Origin of the sequence: Ensifer sp. ENS06, from assembly GCF_014852205.1 — a bacterium.
Taxonomy (GTDB): Bacteria; Pseudomonadota; Alphaproteobacteria; order Rhizobiales; family Rhizobiaceae; genus Ensifer; species Ensifer adhaerens.
Map to the genome: position 1 here is coordinate 386,422 of NZ_JACVBC010000002.1, position 15,342 is coordinate 401,763.

Consider the following 15,342-nt stretch of genomic DNA (forward strand, 5'->3'; position numbering starts at 1 on the left):
ATCACAGGGAGTGTGGACCATGTTGGACAGAAATTTCTACGACAGCCTATCCGATCTCAGCCCGTTCGAAATCAAGGACGAACTGATCAAGCTCGCCAAGTCGAGCTCACAGAAATCCGCCAAGGCTTTCCTCAATGCCGGCCGCGGCAACCCGAACTGGACGGCGACACGCGCTCGCGAGGCCTTCTTCCTGCTCGGCCAGTTTGCGCTGACGGAAGCCAAGCGCGCCTATTACGACCCGAAGGCCGGCGTGGCCGGCATGCCGCCGAAGGACGGCGCCCACGCACGGTTCGAAAAGTGGACGAAGAAGCTGCTGCAAAACACGGCCGACTGGGACGAAGAGGATGAAGGCATCCCGCCGGCAAAGACGCTTTCCGACGCCGTCAACTACGCCATCACCACCTTCCGCTTCGATGCGGACGCCTTCGTGCACGAGCTCACGGACTCGATCATCGGCGACAACTATCCGGTTCCCGATCGGGCGCTGCACCACAACGAGATCATCACCCACGAATACCTGATGTGGGCGATGTGCGCCGGCCACCGACCGAAGGCAAAGTTCGACCTTTACCCGGTCGAAGGCGGCACCGCCGCCATGTGCTACATCTTCAAGGCACTGAAGAACGCCCGCCTGCTTAACGCCGGCGACACGATCGCGCTCGGAACGCCGATCTTCACGCCCTATCTCGAAATGCCGGAGCTGGAGGACTACGATCTCAAGACGATCAACGTCAGCGCCGAGCAGGAGGACCGGTTCCAGTTCACCGACGAAGACATCAAGGCGCTGGAGAACCCCAAGGTGAAGGCGTTGTTCCTGGTCAACCCCGGCAACCCGTCCGCCGTGGCGATGGATCCGGATTCGATCAAGCGCCTTGTCGACCTCGTCAACAAGAAGCGCCCCGACCTGATCGTGCTGACGGACGACGTCTACGGCACCTTCGTTCCGGGCTTCCAGTCGCTGCTTGGGCATCTGCCCCGCAACACGATCGGCGTCTACTCCTATTCGAAGTACTTCGGCTGCACCGGCTGGCGCCTCGGCGTCATTGCCGTCGCCGAGGACAACATCTTCGACGAGAAGATCAAGGCCCATGGTGAACCGATCCAGAAGCTCCTCGAAAAACGCTACAAGGCGATGACGCCGAAGCCGCGCGAGGTGAAGTTCATCGACCGCATCGTCGCCGACAGCCGCGACGTGGCGCTGAACCACACCGCCGGCCTGTCGCTGCCCCAGCAGGTGATGATGACGCTCTTCGGCCTGGTCGAGCTGATGGACGTCGAGAAGGCTTACCAGAAGGCCTGCATCGCCATCTGCACCAAGCGCTTCTGGAACCTGATCGAGGGCATGGGGGTCGAGTCCAATCCGGGCATCTATTTCGACCACTATTACGGCATCATCGACTTCGAGTTCTGGCTGCGCAAATATGTCGGCGAGGATGTCGTCACCTGGGTGAAGGACAACATCCACCCGCTCGACATTCCCTTCCGGCTTGCCGAGGACCACGGCATCGTGCTGCTCAACGGCTCGGGTTTCGATGCGCCGAGCTGGTCGGCACGCGTCTCCTTCGCCAACCTCAATGACGAAGCCTATTCGCAGATCGGCCGCGCCGTGCGCTCGGTGGCGCGCGGTTACGTCCAGACCTACCAGGCCGCCAAAGGCCTGAAGATCAGCTAGCCGATCGGGCGGCCGGCAGCCATGCCGGCCGCCCTTCCCCAACGCCTGGCCAGTGTTTCCCTCGGCCGACAAGCATCCCCGCATCTCCGGCTGGCGACTTTCTTTCCGCCGGCTCAGCGACCAGCGCATCATCCAGCTGAAGCGGCTTTCTTCGGCTTGGCACCGGGAGGAACCGCCGCGTGATCGACCACCTGTTCAGCATCCTGCGGGCGCATCCGGAGCTTGCCCTGTTCCTCGCGCTCGGCATCGGCTACGCGGTCGGCAAGATCACCATCTTCGGTGTCACCATCGGCGCCGTCACCGGCTGCCTGCTGGCGGGCGTGCTGATCGGCCAGACCGGTGCTGTGCTCTCCAACGACGTCAAGCAGGCGTTCTTCCTGCTCTTCCTCTTTGCCATCGGCTACCGCACCGGCCCGCAATTCTTCCAGAGCCTCAACGCCGACGCGCTGCCGCAGATCGCCGTCACCGTCACGCTCTGCGTCGTCGCGCTTGCCGTTGCGATCGTGCTCTCGATGCTCTTCGGCTTCGATCTTGGAACGGCAGCCGGCGTGCTCGCCGGCGGCGCGACGGAATCGGCGACCGTCGGCGTCGCGATCGACACCTTTCGCAAGACGGCACCGACGCCGGAAGCGGCGAGCCAGTTCGAATCCGCCGTGGCGACCGGGTTTGCCGTCGCCTATCTCGTCGGTGTCGTCACCGCCATCCTCGTCCAGTCGCAACTGGCGCCGCGGATGTTCGGCCGCAGCCTCAAGGAGGCCTGCGCCGAGCTAGAAGCCGAACTGAAGATCGCGCCGCAGACGAGCGGCGACACCGCACGGCGCGAAATCGAGGCGCGCGCCTTCGTCATCGCCGACGCCCTCGTGGGGCTGACGGTCGCGGAAGCCGAAGCGCGCGTTCCCGAAAACCAGAAGGCCTATATCGAGCAGATCCGCCGGGGCGAGGAGATCATCACCCCAACGCCCAAGGAGCGCCTGCAGGCTGGAGACATCATCGCCGTTGCCGGTCTTCGCGGCTTCCTCGTCGAATATTCCAGTCGGATCGGCACCGAGATCGACGACCGCACGCTGCTCGATATCCCGGTTGAAGTGCTCGATATCGTGGTGACGAACAAGGAGGTTGCGGGAAAACGCCTGTGGCAGCTGAGGCAGCAGCCGGAAGCGCGCTCGGTGTTCCTGCGCGGCATCCTGCGCGCCGGCCAGCCGATCCCGATCTTTCCTGGCCTCACCGTCCGCCGTGGCGACGTGATGTCGATTGCCGGCGCCAGACGCCATGTCGAGGAGGTGGCGAAGCTGCTCGGCTATGCCGACCGTGAGACCACCGCAACCGACATGGTCTTTGTCGGCGTCTTCATCTTCCTCGGCGGCCTCATCGGCATCCCTGCCCTGAAACTCGGCGCGCTCGAAATCGGCCTCGGCGTCGCCGTCGGCGTGCTGATCGCGGGCCTTTGCGCCGGCTGGCTGCGCTCGGTCCGGCGCACCTTCGGTTTCGTGCCGGAGGCAACCCTCTGGTTCTTCGACAGCGTCGGGCTGTGCGCCTTCATCGCCTGCGTCGGAATCTCGGCCGGCCCGAGCTTTGTCGCCGGCCTCGTCCAGTCCGGCCCGGCGCTGGTCATCGCCAGCCTGCTGATCTGCCTGATCTCGCATCTGGCCGCACTTGCGCTCGGCCGCTGGGTCTTCGGCATGAACGAAGGCGTGCTCGCCGGCACCTGCTGTGGGGCAGGAACCTCAGCCCCGGCGCTTGCCGCCGTGCAGGAAGCGGCCGGAAGCAAGGTCCCGACACTCGGCTACGGTCTCGGTTACGCGATCGGCAACGTGCTGCTGGCGCTCTGGGGCGCGGTTCTCGTCACCGTTCTGGCGTAGCGCAGCGAGGCACCGCTCGGTGTCGAACTGCGAGAAGGTGCGGTTGCGAGGGGGCCAGCCGACCCCGACAACGCCGCCGCGGCGCGCCCTCTCGTTACGACACAAGAACGCGCGGCCCACAGCGGCAGCGCCCGCAAATTGTGTCGAACGCGCCCGTCCGACTGACGACCTCCAGGGGCTAGACGCCTTCCAGAAAATGCGCTTTCTGCGCCGGATAATAGTCTGAAAATGACGGCAAAGCCTTGCCGGCGCGCGCGGCGACCAGCATATCGAGGTAATATTCCCAGCCCGGCCCGACGTCGCCTGCGAGTTTCGGGTCGCTCAGATGTTGAACCAGGCGCAGCTCCGTCGTGTCGCCCGTCTGCGTAAACGTCAACGCGATGCGCCACTCGCCGGCGTCATCCTTCATCACCACGACCAGGCGGTGCGGCGCGGCGCACTCCTCGATCAGGACATCCGTCCATGGCTGGCTTTTCTCATGGAGCAGTTGCAGCCGCACGGTCTTGCCGGGCCCCGCTTCGCCTTCCCAGCGGCCGAACCAGAGCGCGGTGCTCTCGGACTTTGTCACGCTCGTCCAGACGTCGGCGATGGGTGCATGAAACGTGCGCGTCAGGATCAGGTCATTGCCACTGACGTGGCCGGTGGGCTTGGGGCTCATGCCATCTTCTCCCTGTTGTCGCTCACGGATAGGCAAATCTGCGGCGGGCGCTACCGCGCGTCTACCTGTACACGGTAGCGGCTATTTATGCGAGCATCCCTGCGGGCGAGGCGCCACTCGCACCACACCTAGCGCAGCGGCCACACCAGCATCAGTGTCGGGATGCTGACGATCACGATCACCACCGACAGCGGAAGGCCGAGGCGCGGATAGTCGCTGAACTTGTAGCCGCCCGGCCCCATGACCAGCGTGTTGCACTGGTGGCCGATGGGGGTGAGGAAATCGCAGCCGGCGCCGATGGCAACTGCCATCAGGAAGGCTTCCGGCTTGTAGCCGAGCGCGCCGGCGAAACTCGCGGCGATCGGCGCCATAACGAGCACGGTGGCGGCATTGTTGAGGAACGGCGTCACCGCCATGGCGGCAAGCAGGATGATCGTCAGCGCGCCGGCCGGCGGCAGGCCCGCGGCAACCGTGCCGAGCCAGGCCGCAATGACATCGGTACCCCCGGTCGTGCGCAAGGAATCGCTCACCGGAATCAGCGCCGCCAGCATCACCAGGATCGGCCCATCGACTGAGCGATAAAAATCGCGCAAGGGGATGATGCGGAAGACGACCATGGCGAGGGCCGCCGCGAAAAAGGCGATCGGCACCGGCACAAGTCCAACCGCCGTTGAGCCCATCGCGGCCGCCAGAACCAGAAGCGGCAGCGGTGCCTTTCGCGTCGTGCCAAGCAGGATCTCGCGCTGCGCCAGCGGCAGGCAGCCGAACTCCTGCAGGAAGAGCGTCAGTTCGCGCCGCGCGCCCTGCAGCACGATGATGTCGCCTGCCCTCAAGCGAATGCTGCCGAGCCGCTGCTTCAGCCTCTCGCCCTGGCGGCTGACGGCGAGCAGGTTGATGTTGTGGGTGTTGAACAGCGCCAGGCGCTGTGCCGACATGCCCTCGAGCGGCGAACCGCTGCCGACGACAGCTTCGATCGCCTCGATCTCGTCCCCTGCCTTTTCCCGCCCATGCGGCGCGCGGTCGCCGGCAATCTTCAGCTTGCCTTGCGAGACGATGCGATCGAGCGCTCCCGGCCCGCCTTCAAAAATCAGGATGTCCTCGGCTTCGAGGGTAACGTCGGGAAGCGGCGCCAGATGCAGGCCGCGGCGAAAGATGGCGATGACGACAGCGCCGCCGTCGCCCAGTTTCACCAGATTGCTGAGCGCCTTGCCGATCGCCGGCGAACCGGCGGCAACAACCGCCTCGGACGTATAATCAGTGATCTCGATCGCCGAATGGACGGAGACCTGGCTGCTGGAGCGCTGCGGCACCAGCTTGTAGGCAAAGAGCAGGAAGATGCAGCCGACCAGCGCCAGCGTCGCGCCGACGGGCGTGAAGTCGAACATCGTGAAGCTCTCGCCGGTCAGCTCCTGGCGCACCCGTGAGACGACGATGTTCGGCGACGTGCCGACCTGGGTCATCAGCCCACCGATCAGCGAGCCGAAGGCCATCGGCATCAGGAAGACCGAAGGCTGGACATTCGACCGCCGGGCAAACTGGAAGGCGACCGGCAGCATGATTGCCAGCGCCCCGATGTTCTTGATGAAGGCGGAAAGCACTGTCACCGTAATGACCAGCAGTGCGAGCTGGGCCCGGACCGACGAGATGTTCGGCAGGAACCGCTGGATGGCGGCGTCGACGATCCCCGAGCGCGCCACCCCGGCGCTGACGATCAGGGCGCTGCCGACGATGATGACGATGTCGTCGCTGAAACCATCGAAGGCATGATCGTAAGGCACGATGCCGACGGCGACCGCCAGCATCAGCGCCGAACAGGCGATCACGTCGTATCGAAACCGCCCCCAGATAAAGAAGACCATCATGGCGCCGATGACGAGAAACGCGAGAGACTGTTCGGCGGTCATGCAATATCCGGGTTCAGCAAAGAGACTGGGCGGGACGGAACGTGCGGCCGACACAAGCCGAAACGCGCAATCCGCGCAGAAGTTCACACAAGACGTAACCCATGTTTCGGCAAATCGGAATTCATCTCAGCGACAAATCTGGGCATGAGTGCGAAGCGCATGGACCGCCGGCCGCGCCCGGCGGCGAGGCGACAGCCCCTGCCGCCCGCTACTCGATGGTCCCGAATACGGCCGTCTCCAGCGTATCGATCGCCTCGTCCCGCTTCTTGCCCTTCATCAGAAATCTAACCATCCGCCAGGCGTCTCGCCCGCGCAGCGCAATGGTTATCTCGGCGGTGGCGTCCGGTTCCTTGAGCGACTTCATCGCCAGGCGCCCCTTGGCCGTTGATCATAACCGGCGTCCAGTCCGCGCTCGCCTCGTATCCCGCCCTCGCCTGCAGTTCGGCGAGCACCTCGGCATATGGCCGTTCGTTCATTGTTGCCGGGACCTGCTCGTGCCCGCCGTTTGCTTGGTCCGCGCTGATCGCGAAGAGCATGTTGTCGCGCGCGGGATCCTCGACGTGCCAGGCGGCCTCGAACGTCGTCTGCCAGCTTATCACCGGTTTGACGAAGGTCTGCATCGGGGGCGGCGGGCCACCAAGGCAGCCGGTATGTAAAGCAGCAGCATGTCGAAAATGCGCGCCAGAAAACGGGGCCATGGCCGGGCAAGCGGATATTCGGGCACTGGCGGCGGCACGTCGGCGGACGGTCCGGGTCCTGGCGTCGCGCGGCGGAGGCCGCTTTGATTTCGGCCATGTCGCAGGCCGGGGTCCGCTCCCCGTGTCCCTGCCGCCAAACCAGCAGGTGAAAGCTCGTCCCGCGCGATCATCACCAGCAAAATGTTGTCGCTCACGGGCCCGTGTCGCTCGACCCGATCACATAGTGCCACGCTGCCATTTCGCCCCCAAAGGCGCGTCCAAAAAAGCTCGGAACGCACCCGAACGCTAGGTTGCGCACAAGCCCGCCGCAACTGTCGCGATCAGGCATTCCACAACTGGGACAAGCCGTGAACATTTGCAAGCATTGCTTGCCGGAATCCGCATGACAGAACTTGGAAATTTCCGTTTAAGCGCTACACTTTAGAAGAGAGTGCTGGACCGCACCGGCAACGATCGTCCAAGGCGTTTCCGCCTGACGCTTGACGCCGTGTGGGCCAGGCTCAGCCATTCTGAGGATCGCCGACATGAAACACGCTTTTGCCGCCCTCTCCGTCGTGCTGCTTCTCAGTGGCTGCACGGCGACCACCGGCCCCGACATCAGCTACGGTTACTCGCCGAACATGCAACCGATTCCTGGCAGCATCACCTATGGCGGGCAACCGCGTACCAAGCTGAAGAAGGCACCCGTCGGCAGCATCGTCCCGCACCAGTTCATCGATTCCTACGGCCGCAAGGTCTACGAGACCTATATCATCGAGCCTGACCGTTCGTTGCGCCTCACCAGTCGCCGTTGGGCGCCGGACTTCCTCGGCTTCGACGACTGAACGAGATCACCTCACGGATCAGGCATCGCCGCTGAACTGCGCGTGCACCCAATCGCGAAGCACGCGGGTCGCTGGCCGGCCCGCCATGCGCGGACTGTAGACCAGGTCGTATCGGTCGCTTTCCAGCGTCAGGTCGAACGGCTGGACGAGAATGCCGGAGGCAAGCTCCTCGGCGACCAGCGTGAGGCTCAAGAGGGCAATGCCCTGCCCGGCGATGGCCGACTGAACGGCATGGATCTCGTCGGTAAAGGAAAGCCCCGCGCCGGCCTCGACATCGGTGGCGCCAGCCCGTTCCAGCCATTGCCGCCAGACCGGCGCGCGCGCATCGTGGCGGCGCAGCGTGCCCCAATCGTAGTGGATGAGCGTCGCGTGCTTGAGGTCCGCGGCACTGGCCGGCGCCAGTCGCGGCACGCAAACCGGGGCGAAACGATCGGCGAACAGCGGTTCGGTGACGAGGCCCGGATAATCACCGCCGCCAAGGCGGATCGCAGCATCCGCATCCACCTCCAGATCGACCATCCGGTGGGAGGCGTCCAGCCTCAGCGTCCACTCGGGATAGGCTTCGCGGAAGGAACCGGCAAGCGGCGCCAGGCGCTTGGCGACGAAGGCGACGGTGGACGTCAACCGCGCCACCTTGCTCGCCTCCTGCCGGCGCATGTCGGCGATCGCCTGCTCGAAACGGTCGAGGCCATCACGCAGCACCGGAAAGAGCACCTTTCCCGCAGTGGTCAGCCGGACCTGCCGCGTCCCTCGTTCGAAGAGCTTGGTCTCCAGCATCTCCTCCAGCTGGCGGATCTGGTGGCTGACGGCAGTGGCCGAGACGTTCAGTTCCTCGGCCGCCAGCTTGAAGCTCATCCGCCGGGCGGCCGCTTCAAAGACCCTGAGTGCGCCGAGCGGCGGCAACTTCCTCATGATTTCCTCAATGGATGAACTCAGCTCATCTGTCGGCTGAGAAATCACTCTTTGTCAGCCGCCGAATGCCCCAGCATATTAGGATCAACAGCCAAGGCAACAGCGCCAAGCTGAGAAAATCTCAAGCATGAAAGGACATCTTATGTCTCTCGAACAGGTCGTCACCCAGCCGGATCCCTACGCGCCCTTCCTGCTTTCCCAGGCGATCAAGGCCAATGGCTTCGTCTTCGTCTCCGGTCAGGCGGCAATCGGCGACGACGGCAAGCTCGTCGGCGTCGGTGACTTCGACCGCCAGGCCGAACAGGCGTTCCGCAACCTCGACCGGGCGCTCAAGGCGGCGGACTCTGGGTTAGACAAGATCGTCAAGGTCACGATCTTCCTGCGCTCCATGGAGAATTTCGCGAAGATCATCGAGCTGCGCCGCACGTGGTTTTCAGCCCCCAATCCCGCCGACAGCATCATCGAGGTCTCCTCGCTCTATTCACCGGACGCGCTGATCGAGATCGAAGCGATCGCGCTCGATGGAGGCAAGTGACATGAACGCACCGTTTGGCATCGCGTCCCCCGCCTTCACCGGCACCCGTCTCAAGGGGCTTGATTTCGCCAATCGCCTGTCCGTGGCGCCGATGACCCGCATCAGCGCCACGGCGGCCGGCGCGCCCAGCGAGCGCATGCAGCACTATTACCAGCGCTTCGCCCACGGCGGCTTCAGCCTGATCACGACCGAGGGCATCTACACCGACAAGGCCTATTCCCAAACCTACAAGGACCAGCCAGGCCTGACCGACCGGGAGCAGGCTCTCGCCTGGCGGCCGATCGTCGAGGCCGTTCATGCGGAGGGCGGGCGAATCTTCGCACAACTGATGCACGGCGGCGCGCTGGCGCAGGGCAACCCGCACAGGCCCGAGACGGTAGGCCCCTCCGCCGTCCGGCCGAAGGGCAGCCAGTTGACCGGTTATCACGGCGACGGCCCCTATGCCCTGCCGCGCGAGATCAGCGATGCCGAAATCGCCGAGGCGATCGAAGGCTTCGCCAGAGCCGCCCGGTTTGCAATCGAGGTTGCCGGTTTCGACGGCATCGAGATCCACGGCGCCAACGGCTATCTGCTCGATCAGTTCTTCACGGACTTTTCGAACCGGCGGGCGGATCGCTGGGGTGGAGATATCGTTGAGCGGCTCGGCCTGTCGCTCGAAGTGCTGAAGGCAGTGCGCGTGGCGATCGGCCCCGACGCCCCGCTGGGGCTGCGGCTCTCCCAGGGTAAGGTCAACGACTTCAGGCACAAATGGGCAGAACGCGAACAAGGTGCAGCCCGCGTGTTCGAGGCGCTCGCCGAAAGCCCGGCAGACTTCGTGCACGTGACCGAGTTCGAAGCCTGGAAGCCGGCCTTCGAGGGCGGCGACGCCTCGCTCGTTTCCCTCGCCCGCCGCCACGCGCCGCGCCTGTTCATCATCGCCAACGGCAGCCTGCACGATCTCGCCCGCGCCGAGGAGGTGATGGAAGCCGGTGCCGACATGATCGCGCTTGGCCGCGGCGCGCTCGTCAATCCCGACTGGCCACAGCTCACCGCGAAACGCACCGCTCTGCGTCCGTTCGAGCTGCCGTTCCTTGCGCCGATCAGCGATATCAAGGACAGCGAACTGGCTCTCTGAATGCAGAGAAACGGGCGCGCCCCGCAGGAGGCGCGCCCGTCAACTGTCCTAGTGATTGCCGGCTCCAGGCGGTCACCCCGCCGCCACGAAGCGATGGGCCGCCCCGTTGCGCTCCGCCCGCCCGATCCCCGGATAGGCCCAATGATAGCCAAGCAGCGCCAGCCGCTCCGACGCGGCCCGGTCGATCAGGGCCTTGCGATTCTTCAAGGCCAGCTCCGCATCTGTGTCGAAGCCGAAATGCCAGTCGGGGTGCTCAAAGAAGACGATGTTGCTGGTGACCGCATCGCCCGTGATCACCAAGCCCTCATGTCCGGCGCCGTCACCGCCGGAAAGCTGAAGCGAGATATGACCGGGTGTGTGGCCCCGCGTGTCGAGCACCTGCATGCCGCTGACGATTTCGTCGCCGGGCTTCACCAGGGTCAGCCGGTCCTTGACCGCAAAGAGATCGCGCTGCGCACCCTTGGCAAAGCCATGAAGCACCTGCGGCATGGTTTTTTCGAAGTTGGGATCGGTCCAGAACCGCCATTCCCCCTCCGAAACGAAGTACTGCGCATTCGGAAAGGCGAGCGTGCCGTCGGCGCCAACGGTGCCGCCCGCATGGTCAGGATGGGCATGCGTCAGCACCACCTTCGTCACCGCACTCGGGTCGATGCCGGCCGCAAGCAGATTGGCGTGAAGCTTGCCGGCGCTCTCCTGGAAACGTGTGCCCGAGCCGTCGTCGACCACAATCAGATCGTCGCCAGTGCGAATGACCGGAATATTGGTGTGAAACGGCGCCTTTTCGGGAGTGCCGCCAAGCCGGCGCATGATCTCCGGCCGCTCTTCCGCCGTTGCATCCGGCAGCACGATGCTGACCGGCAGCATGATGAAGCCGTCGCTGACGACGGAAATATCGAAGCCGCCATGCCGGAAACGTTTGATATCTGCGGCATAGGCACCTTTCGGCAGCAGGACGGAGGCTGCAAGCGCACTGGTGCCTGCAAGGAATTCACGACGGCCGGGGCCGGAGACGTCGGTGGGATTGTGGGAAGAGGTCATGGCTCTGATCCTTGGCTGAAGCGTTTGACATAGGGTGTCGGCGCCACCTGTGAGGTGGCACCGGCGAACAACCATCAGGCCTTGGCGAAGGCGAGCAGGTCGGCGTTGAGCTGGTCCTTGTGGGTGTCGGTGATGCCGTGCGGTGCGCCGGCATAGACCTTGAGCTCCGCATGCGGCACCAGCGTCTTCGAGGCTCGTGCAGCCGCATCGATCGGCACGATCTGGTCGTCGTCGCCATGGATGATCAAGGTCGGCACGTCGAACTTCTTCAGGTCCTCGGTAAAGTCGGTCTGCGAGAAGGCGACGATCGAGTCATAGGTGTTCTTGTGTCCCCCCATCATGCCCTGCAGCCAGAAGCTGTCGATCATGCCCTGAGAGGCGACCGCGCCCGGGCGGTTGAAGCCGAAGAACGGGCCAGACGCGATGTCGCGGTAGAGCTTCGAGCGATCCTTCAGGCTTGCCGCCTGCAGGCCGTCGAAGATTTCCTTCGGTAGGCCGCCGGGGTTCCTGTCGGTCTTGACCATCAGCGGCGGCACGGCTGAGATCAAACCGGCCTTGGCGATCCGGCTGGTGCCGTGGCGGCCGATATAGCGGCTGATTTCGCCGCCGCCGGTCGAAAACCCGGCAAGGAAGACACCCTTCAGATCGAGCGCGTTGATCAGATCCGCGAGGTCGTCGGCATAGTGGTCCATGTCGTTGCCGTCCCAGGGCTGCGACGAGCGGCCGTGGCCGCGGCGGTCATGGGTGACGACGCGGAAGCCGTTGGCGGCAAGGTGGAAGGCCTGCGCTTCCCAGCTGTCTGACGACAGCGGCCAGCCGTGGCTGAGCACGACGACCGGGCCATCCTTCGGACCCCAGTCCTTGTAATAGATCTCGACGCCATCGCGGGTGATGATGCGGCTGCCCATGGTGTTTGCTCCCTTAGTGCCGGACGCGCCGGCGGTTGTTGCGGTGTTGGATGCGGCCTTGGCCGGCGTGTTCATGGCATTGACCGCGGCTGCCGTGGCGGCAGCGCCAAAGGCGGCCGAGAGAACCGTGCGGCGGGAGATACCGTTGGAAACGCTTGCGGAAACTGCTTTTGCCTGTGTCATTGTCCTCACCTCTTTGATCTCTGTTGCTCGGGCTTCCATTCGGTGGAAGCGATGGTTGAATTGATAAATCGGTGGGCCTAACCTCTCGACCGGCAAAGCTGACAACGATGGGGGCAGAAGTGACAAAACGACCCGAAAACGAGCCGGCGGAGATCGGCATCGTCGTCTATCCCCGCGCCCTGATGTCGGCGATCCATGGGCTGACCGACATGTTCCAGGTGGCGAGCATGCAGTCGGTCGAGCAAAGCGGCAGAGACGCGCCGCAAATCCGCATCAGCCACTGGAAACTTCAGGAAGATGGCTCGGTATCGAAATCGCGCGACACCCACGAAGGCCCCTCCTCGGGCCTTGTGGCCCTGATCCTGCCGCCGACGCTCTCCGATCTGCCGGTCGGCGATCGCATCGGTGCCCTGCCCGCCTTCGTGCGCGAACAGCATCAACGCGGCGCGACGATCTGCTCCGTCTGCGGCGGCGCCTATCTGCTGGCAGAGTCCGGCCTCGCCGCCGGCCGCACCATCACCACCCACTGGTCGCATCAGGACCTGATCTCCAACCGCTACAGCGACATCCGCGTCGACACCGACAGGCTGCTGATCGACGAGGGCGACATCATCACCGCCGGCGGCATGATGGCCTGGATCGACCTCGGCCTGAAACTCGTCGACCGATTCCTCGGAACCGACGTCATGCTGGCAACCGCACGCTACATGATCATCGACCCCGGCGCGCGCGAGCAGAGCTATTACAGCGTCTTCGCTCCGAAGCTCGATCACGGCGACACGATCATCCTGAAGATCCAGCACTGGCTGCACGGCGCCAACACCAAGGGCGTGACGCTGCAGATGATGGCCGACCGCGCCGGCCTCGGCGACCGCACCTTCCTGCGCCGTTTCCAGAAGGCAACCGGCTTCAACCCGACCGAATATTGCCAGCGCCTACGGATCGCCAAATCCCGCGATCTGCTGGAGCGCTCACATCTCTCGATCGAGCAGGTTGCCTGGCAAAGCGGCTATGACGACACCAACGCCTATCGCAAGATCTTCCGCAAGATCCTGGGTCTCTCACCGAAGGAGTATCGTCTTCGCTTCTCGGTTTCGGAGAGCGTCCGCACTTTGGGCGCTCCGGCAAATCCGATACCGGCCGTGTGATCATCGACGGGCGAAACCCTTTAGAGCACCAAACGCAAAAAGCGCCGCGCACCCTTTCGGGTGCGCGGCGCTTTGATTAAAAGACGTAGGTCAAGCAGCCCTGAGCGCTAGGCTTTTCCGGCAATCACGAACACGATCCGCCGGATCGCTTCGGCAAAACTGACACCGAGGGCCATCGCAGCAATTCCCGTCACCCCAAGGGCACCAATGCCCATGAGCTTCCACCGCCTGACGTCATCGGTCACCGGCTTCATATCGGAGATTTCGGCACCGATAGCGGAAGCCGACGCTTCCAGTTCGTTGACCCGCTCGGCAAGTTGATCCATGCGCCGGTGAACGCTGGCCTGACTGGCGGCAGATTTATCCTCCGCCCGCCTCGCGCCATCCTCGATCCGATGAATGGACTCCTGCAGGCCGCGCATGCCGGCAACCAGTTCTCCCAACTGGCGATGAACGGCGATATCGATTTCAGCCGGGGACATGACCATCTCCCCCGTGCTTCGCGCATTCGGCCTTCGTCCAGATATCCGCGGCACAAAGGCCGACGACCGTGCGATCGATCCGGCGCTGATCCGCTGGCGATGCTCCGCGCGCGCCGACAAGATCAGTTCCGACCACGGCGCGCAGCCCGGGAGCACTGGCCGGACGCGAAGTCCCACAGCCTGCCAGCATCAAGGCAGGAATCGTAATCAAGGCGCTTCCCACGAGCGCGGCTCTGAGCGTCATTGTTCTGCCTTTCGATGGCATTGGCGTAGGATCGTGCGCCGTCTGCGCGGATTTCATGAATGAGCCAGACGAGACCCGAGACGATGAGGCCGGCGATGAGAAGCTTCGGCCAGGCAAACATCATTTCGCCCAGCCAAGGCGTCGCGCCAGCACGTACCAGCACTCCGAGAGAATGCCCGCACAAAGCCCGATACCCACCTCCATCAGCATCTGCACGTCGGGATCATCGGCAAGCACCAGCCCCGCCTCCGGCGCCAGCAGCCCTTTAGCCACGAGCAGCCCCGCGCCGTAGCGCAGCAGGATACGGATGACGACAGCACTCATTTCGTCCACCGCCCAAGAAACCCGGCAACCGCCTCGATGAGACGGCGCAGGCGATTGAATTTGGCCCCGTGCGAAGCGTTGACGCCTTCCATGTCGGGCGCCCTTTCGACCGAGCCGGGCCGCAGCACGACAACAACGGAGGGATCGGCCGAAGCGCTCTCGCGACCATATCCGGCCGCACGCAGCGCCGCCTCGAAGGCGCGGCCGTAGGCCTCGATCTTCGGCCCGTTCTGCCTGATATCGCCGTTGATAATCGCGCGTGAGGCGGCATAACGATAGCCGGTCGCGGCTGGAGACCGGCTATCGTCCGTGTCGAAATCAGTCAGTCGCTTGCCCGTGAAAAGCCCGTGCACCATGCCGTCGAAAAGAATGCGAATGGCCGTTGCCGGATCACAGGCACGATCCGGCATCTCCACCAGACCAAACTTGCCATAGTTCGCGCGACCGGTAATTTGCGCCAGTCCTCGCCCGCGAAAGACCCACCCGTCGTCGTCTTCGACATTGCCAAGCCGCCCGCCATAGACCCGGTTCGCAAGCTTGCGCGGATTGCCCGCGTAGGGTTCCGCGCTCGCAAGCGTCGGAAATCGCGCCGGCCATACTTGCATGAGCCGCCCTGCCGAGTAGTTCAGATTCTCCTCGACCGGCCGCATTGTGCCGCCGGTTTCGTGATGGGCCTCGGCGAGAATTGCGGCCAGATGGCAGAGGCCTACCGCACGCCGGCGCCCCTCCAGGACGACCGCGTCCAGGCTTTCGAACTGCTTTGCAGAATAGGACTTGAATACACCCGACGCGGGATCGCGCAGGGCCGCGTAAAACGCTGCTCTGTTCATGGATTCACC

16 protein-coding genes are annotated in these 15,342 nt (G+C 64.2%); 6 read left to right on the top strand and 10 right to left on the bottom strand.

Features of this window, described 5'->3' with window-relative positions; translation table 11 throughout:
• Positions 1-19: 19 nt before the first annotated feature.
• Both IB279_RS10985 and IB279_RS10990 read left to right on the top strand, forming a co-directional pair.
• Entirely contained in the window at positions 20-1,672 is a 1,653-nt protein-coding gene (locus tag IB279_RS10985) for a bifunctional aspartate transaminase/aspartate 4-decarboxylase (RefSeq protein WP_051659121.1), read from the top strand.
• A gap of 179 nt (positions 1,673-1,851) precedes the next feature.
• Positions 1,852-3,531: an aspartate:alanine exchanger family transporter gene (locus tag IB279_RS10990; RefSeq protein WP_051659120.1), complete on the top strand. Its 1,680-nt coding sequence runs from the start codon at positions 1,852-1,854 to the stop codon at positions 3,529-3,531.
• A gap of 178 nt (positions 3,532-3,709) precedes the next feature.
• On the opposite strand, the gene IB279_RS10995 is transcribed toward IB279_RS10990, so the two are convergent.
• From IB279_RS10995 to IB279_RS11005, 3 genes are all read right to left on the bottom strand, one after another.
• Complete coding sequence (locus IB279_RS10995) at positions 3,710-4,189, bottom strand: SRPBCC family protein (protein WP_112770957.1); 480 nt, start codon at positions 4,187-4,189, stop codon at positions 3,710-3,712.
• Between the two features lie 128 nt (positions 4,190-4,317).
• Complete coding sequence (locus tag IB279_RS11000) at positions 4,318-6,093, bottom strand: SLC13 family permease (protein WP_034788081.1); 1,776 nt, start codon at positions 6,091-6,093, stop codon at positions 4,318-4,320.
• Positions 6,094-6,301: 208 nt separating this feature from the next.
• Positions 6,302-6,457 (bottom strand): hypothetical protein, encoded by a 156-nt coding sequence (locus IB279_RS11005; protein WP_156400733.1) that lies wholly within the window; start codon positions 6,455-6,457, stop codon positions 6,302-6,304.
• 858 nt (positions 6,458-7,315) lie between these two features.
• Here IB279_RS11005 and IB279_RS11010 point away from each other — a divergent pair.
• Positions 7,316-7,615, top strand: a complete 300-nt coding sequence (locus IB279_RS11010; RefSeq protein WP_034788071.1) for a hypothetical protein — start codon at positions 7,316-7,318, stop codon at positions 7,613-7,615.
• Between the two features lie 18 nt (positions 7,616-7,633).
• Here IB279_RS11010 and IB279_RS11015 read toward each other — a convergent pair whose 3' ends face one another.
• Positions 7,634-8,527, bottom strand: a complete 894-nt coding sequence (locus IB279_RS11015; RefSeq protein WP_192339200.1) for a LysR substrate-binding domain-containing protein — start codon at positions 8,525-8,527, stop codon at positions 7,634-7,636.
• 142 nt (positions 8,528-8,669) lie between these two features.
• Here IB279_RS11015 and IB279_RS11020 point away from each other — a divergent pair, with 142 nt between their 5' ends.
• Both IB279_RS11020 and IB279_RS11025 read left to right on the top strand, forming a co-directional pair.
• Entirely contained in the window at positions 8,670-9,062 is a 393-nt protein-coding gene (locus tag IB279_RS11020) for a RidA family protein (protein ID WP_192339201.1), read from the top strand.
• 1 nt (position 9,063) lies between these two features.
• Positions 9,064-10,176: an NADH:flavin oxidoreductase gene (locus tag IB279_RS11025; protein WP_112770960.1), complete on the top strand. Its 1,113-nt coding sequence runs from the start codon at positions 9,064-9,066 to the stop codon at positions 10,174-10,176.
• 72 nt (positions 10,177-10,248) lie between these two features.
• Here the strand turns inward: IB279_RS11025 and IB279_RS11030 are convergent, their stop codons facing one another.
• Both IB279_RS11030 and IB279_RS11035 read right to left on the bottom strand, forming a co-directional pair.
• A complete protein-coding gene (locus tag IB279_RS11030; RefSeq protein ID WP_192339202.1) occupies positions 10,249-11,214 on the bottom strand; it encodes an MBL fold metallo-hydrolase in 966 nt (321 codons plus the stop codon).
• Positions 11,215-11,288: 74 nt separating this feature from the next.
• Positions 11,289-12,305, bottom strand: a complete 1,017-nt coding sequence (locus IB279_RS11035) for an alpha/beta fold hydrolase (RefSeq protein ID WP_112770962.1) — start codon at positions 12,303-12,305, stop codon at positions 11,289-11,291.
• 119 nt (positions 12,306-12,424) lie between these two features.
• Here IB279_RS11035 and IB279_RS11040 point away from each other — a divergent pair, with 119 nt between their 5' ends.
• Complete coding sequence (locus IB279_RS11040; RefSeq protein ID WP_234824412.1) at positions 12,425-13,453, top strand: GlxA family transcriptional regulator; 1,029 nt, start codon at positions 12,425-12,427, stop codon at positions 13,451-13,453.
• A gap of 107 nt (positions 13,454-13,560) precedes the next feature.
• Here IB279_RS11040 and IB279_RS11045 read toward each other — a convergent pair whose 3' ends face one another.
• The 4 genes from IB279_RS11045 to IB279_RS11055 form a co-directional block, all read right to left on the bottom strand.
• Positions 13,561-13,941, bottom strand: a complete 381-nt coding sequence (locus IB279_RS11045) for a DUF1515 family protein (protein ID WP_309142276.1) — start codon at positions 13,939-13,941, stop codon at positions 13,561-13,563.
• A complete protein-coding gene (locus tag IB279_RS37085) occupies positions 13,922-14,179 on the bottom strand; it encodes a hypothetical protein (RefSeq protein WP_226020697.1) in 258 nt (85 codons plus the stop codon). The genes IB279_RS11045 and IB279_RS37085 overlap by 20 nt, the downstream gene beginning before the upstream one ends.
• 120 nt (positions 14,180-14,299) lie before the next feature.
• Positions 14,300-14,503: a hypothetical protein gene (locus tag IB279_RS11050; RefSeq protein ID WP_060583383.1), complete on the bottom strand. Its 204-nt coding sequence runs from the start codon at positions 14,501-14,503 to the stop codon at positions 14,300-14,302.
• The gene (locus tag IB279_RS11055; protein WP_192339203.1) at positions 14,500-15,333 is read right to left on the bottom strand and encodes a hypothetical protein; all 834 of its coding nucleotides are present in this window, start codon (positions 15,331-15,333) and stop codon (positions 14,500-14,502) included. Before IB279_RS11055 ends, IB279_RS11050 begins: the two co-directional genes overlap by 4 nt.
• Between the last annotated feature and the right edge of the window lie 9 nt (positions 15,334-15,342).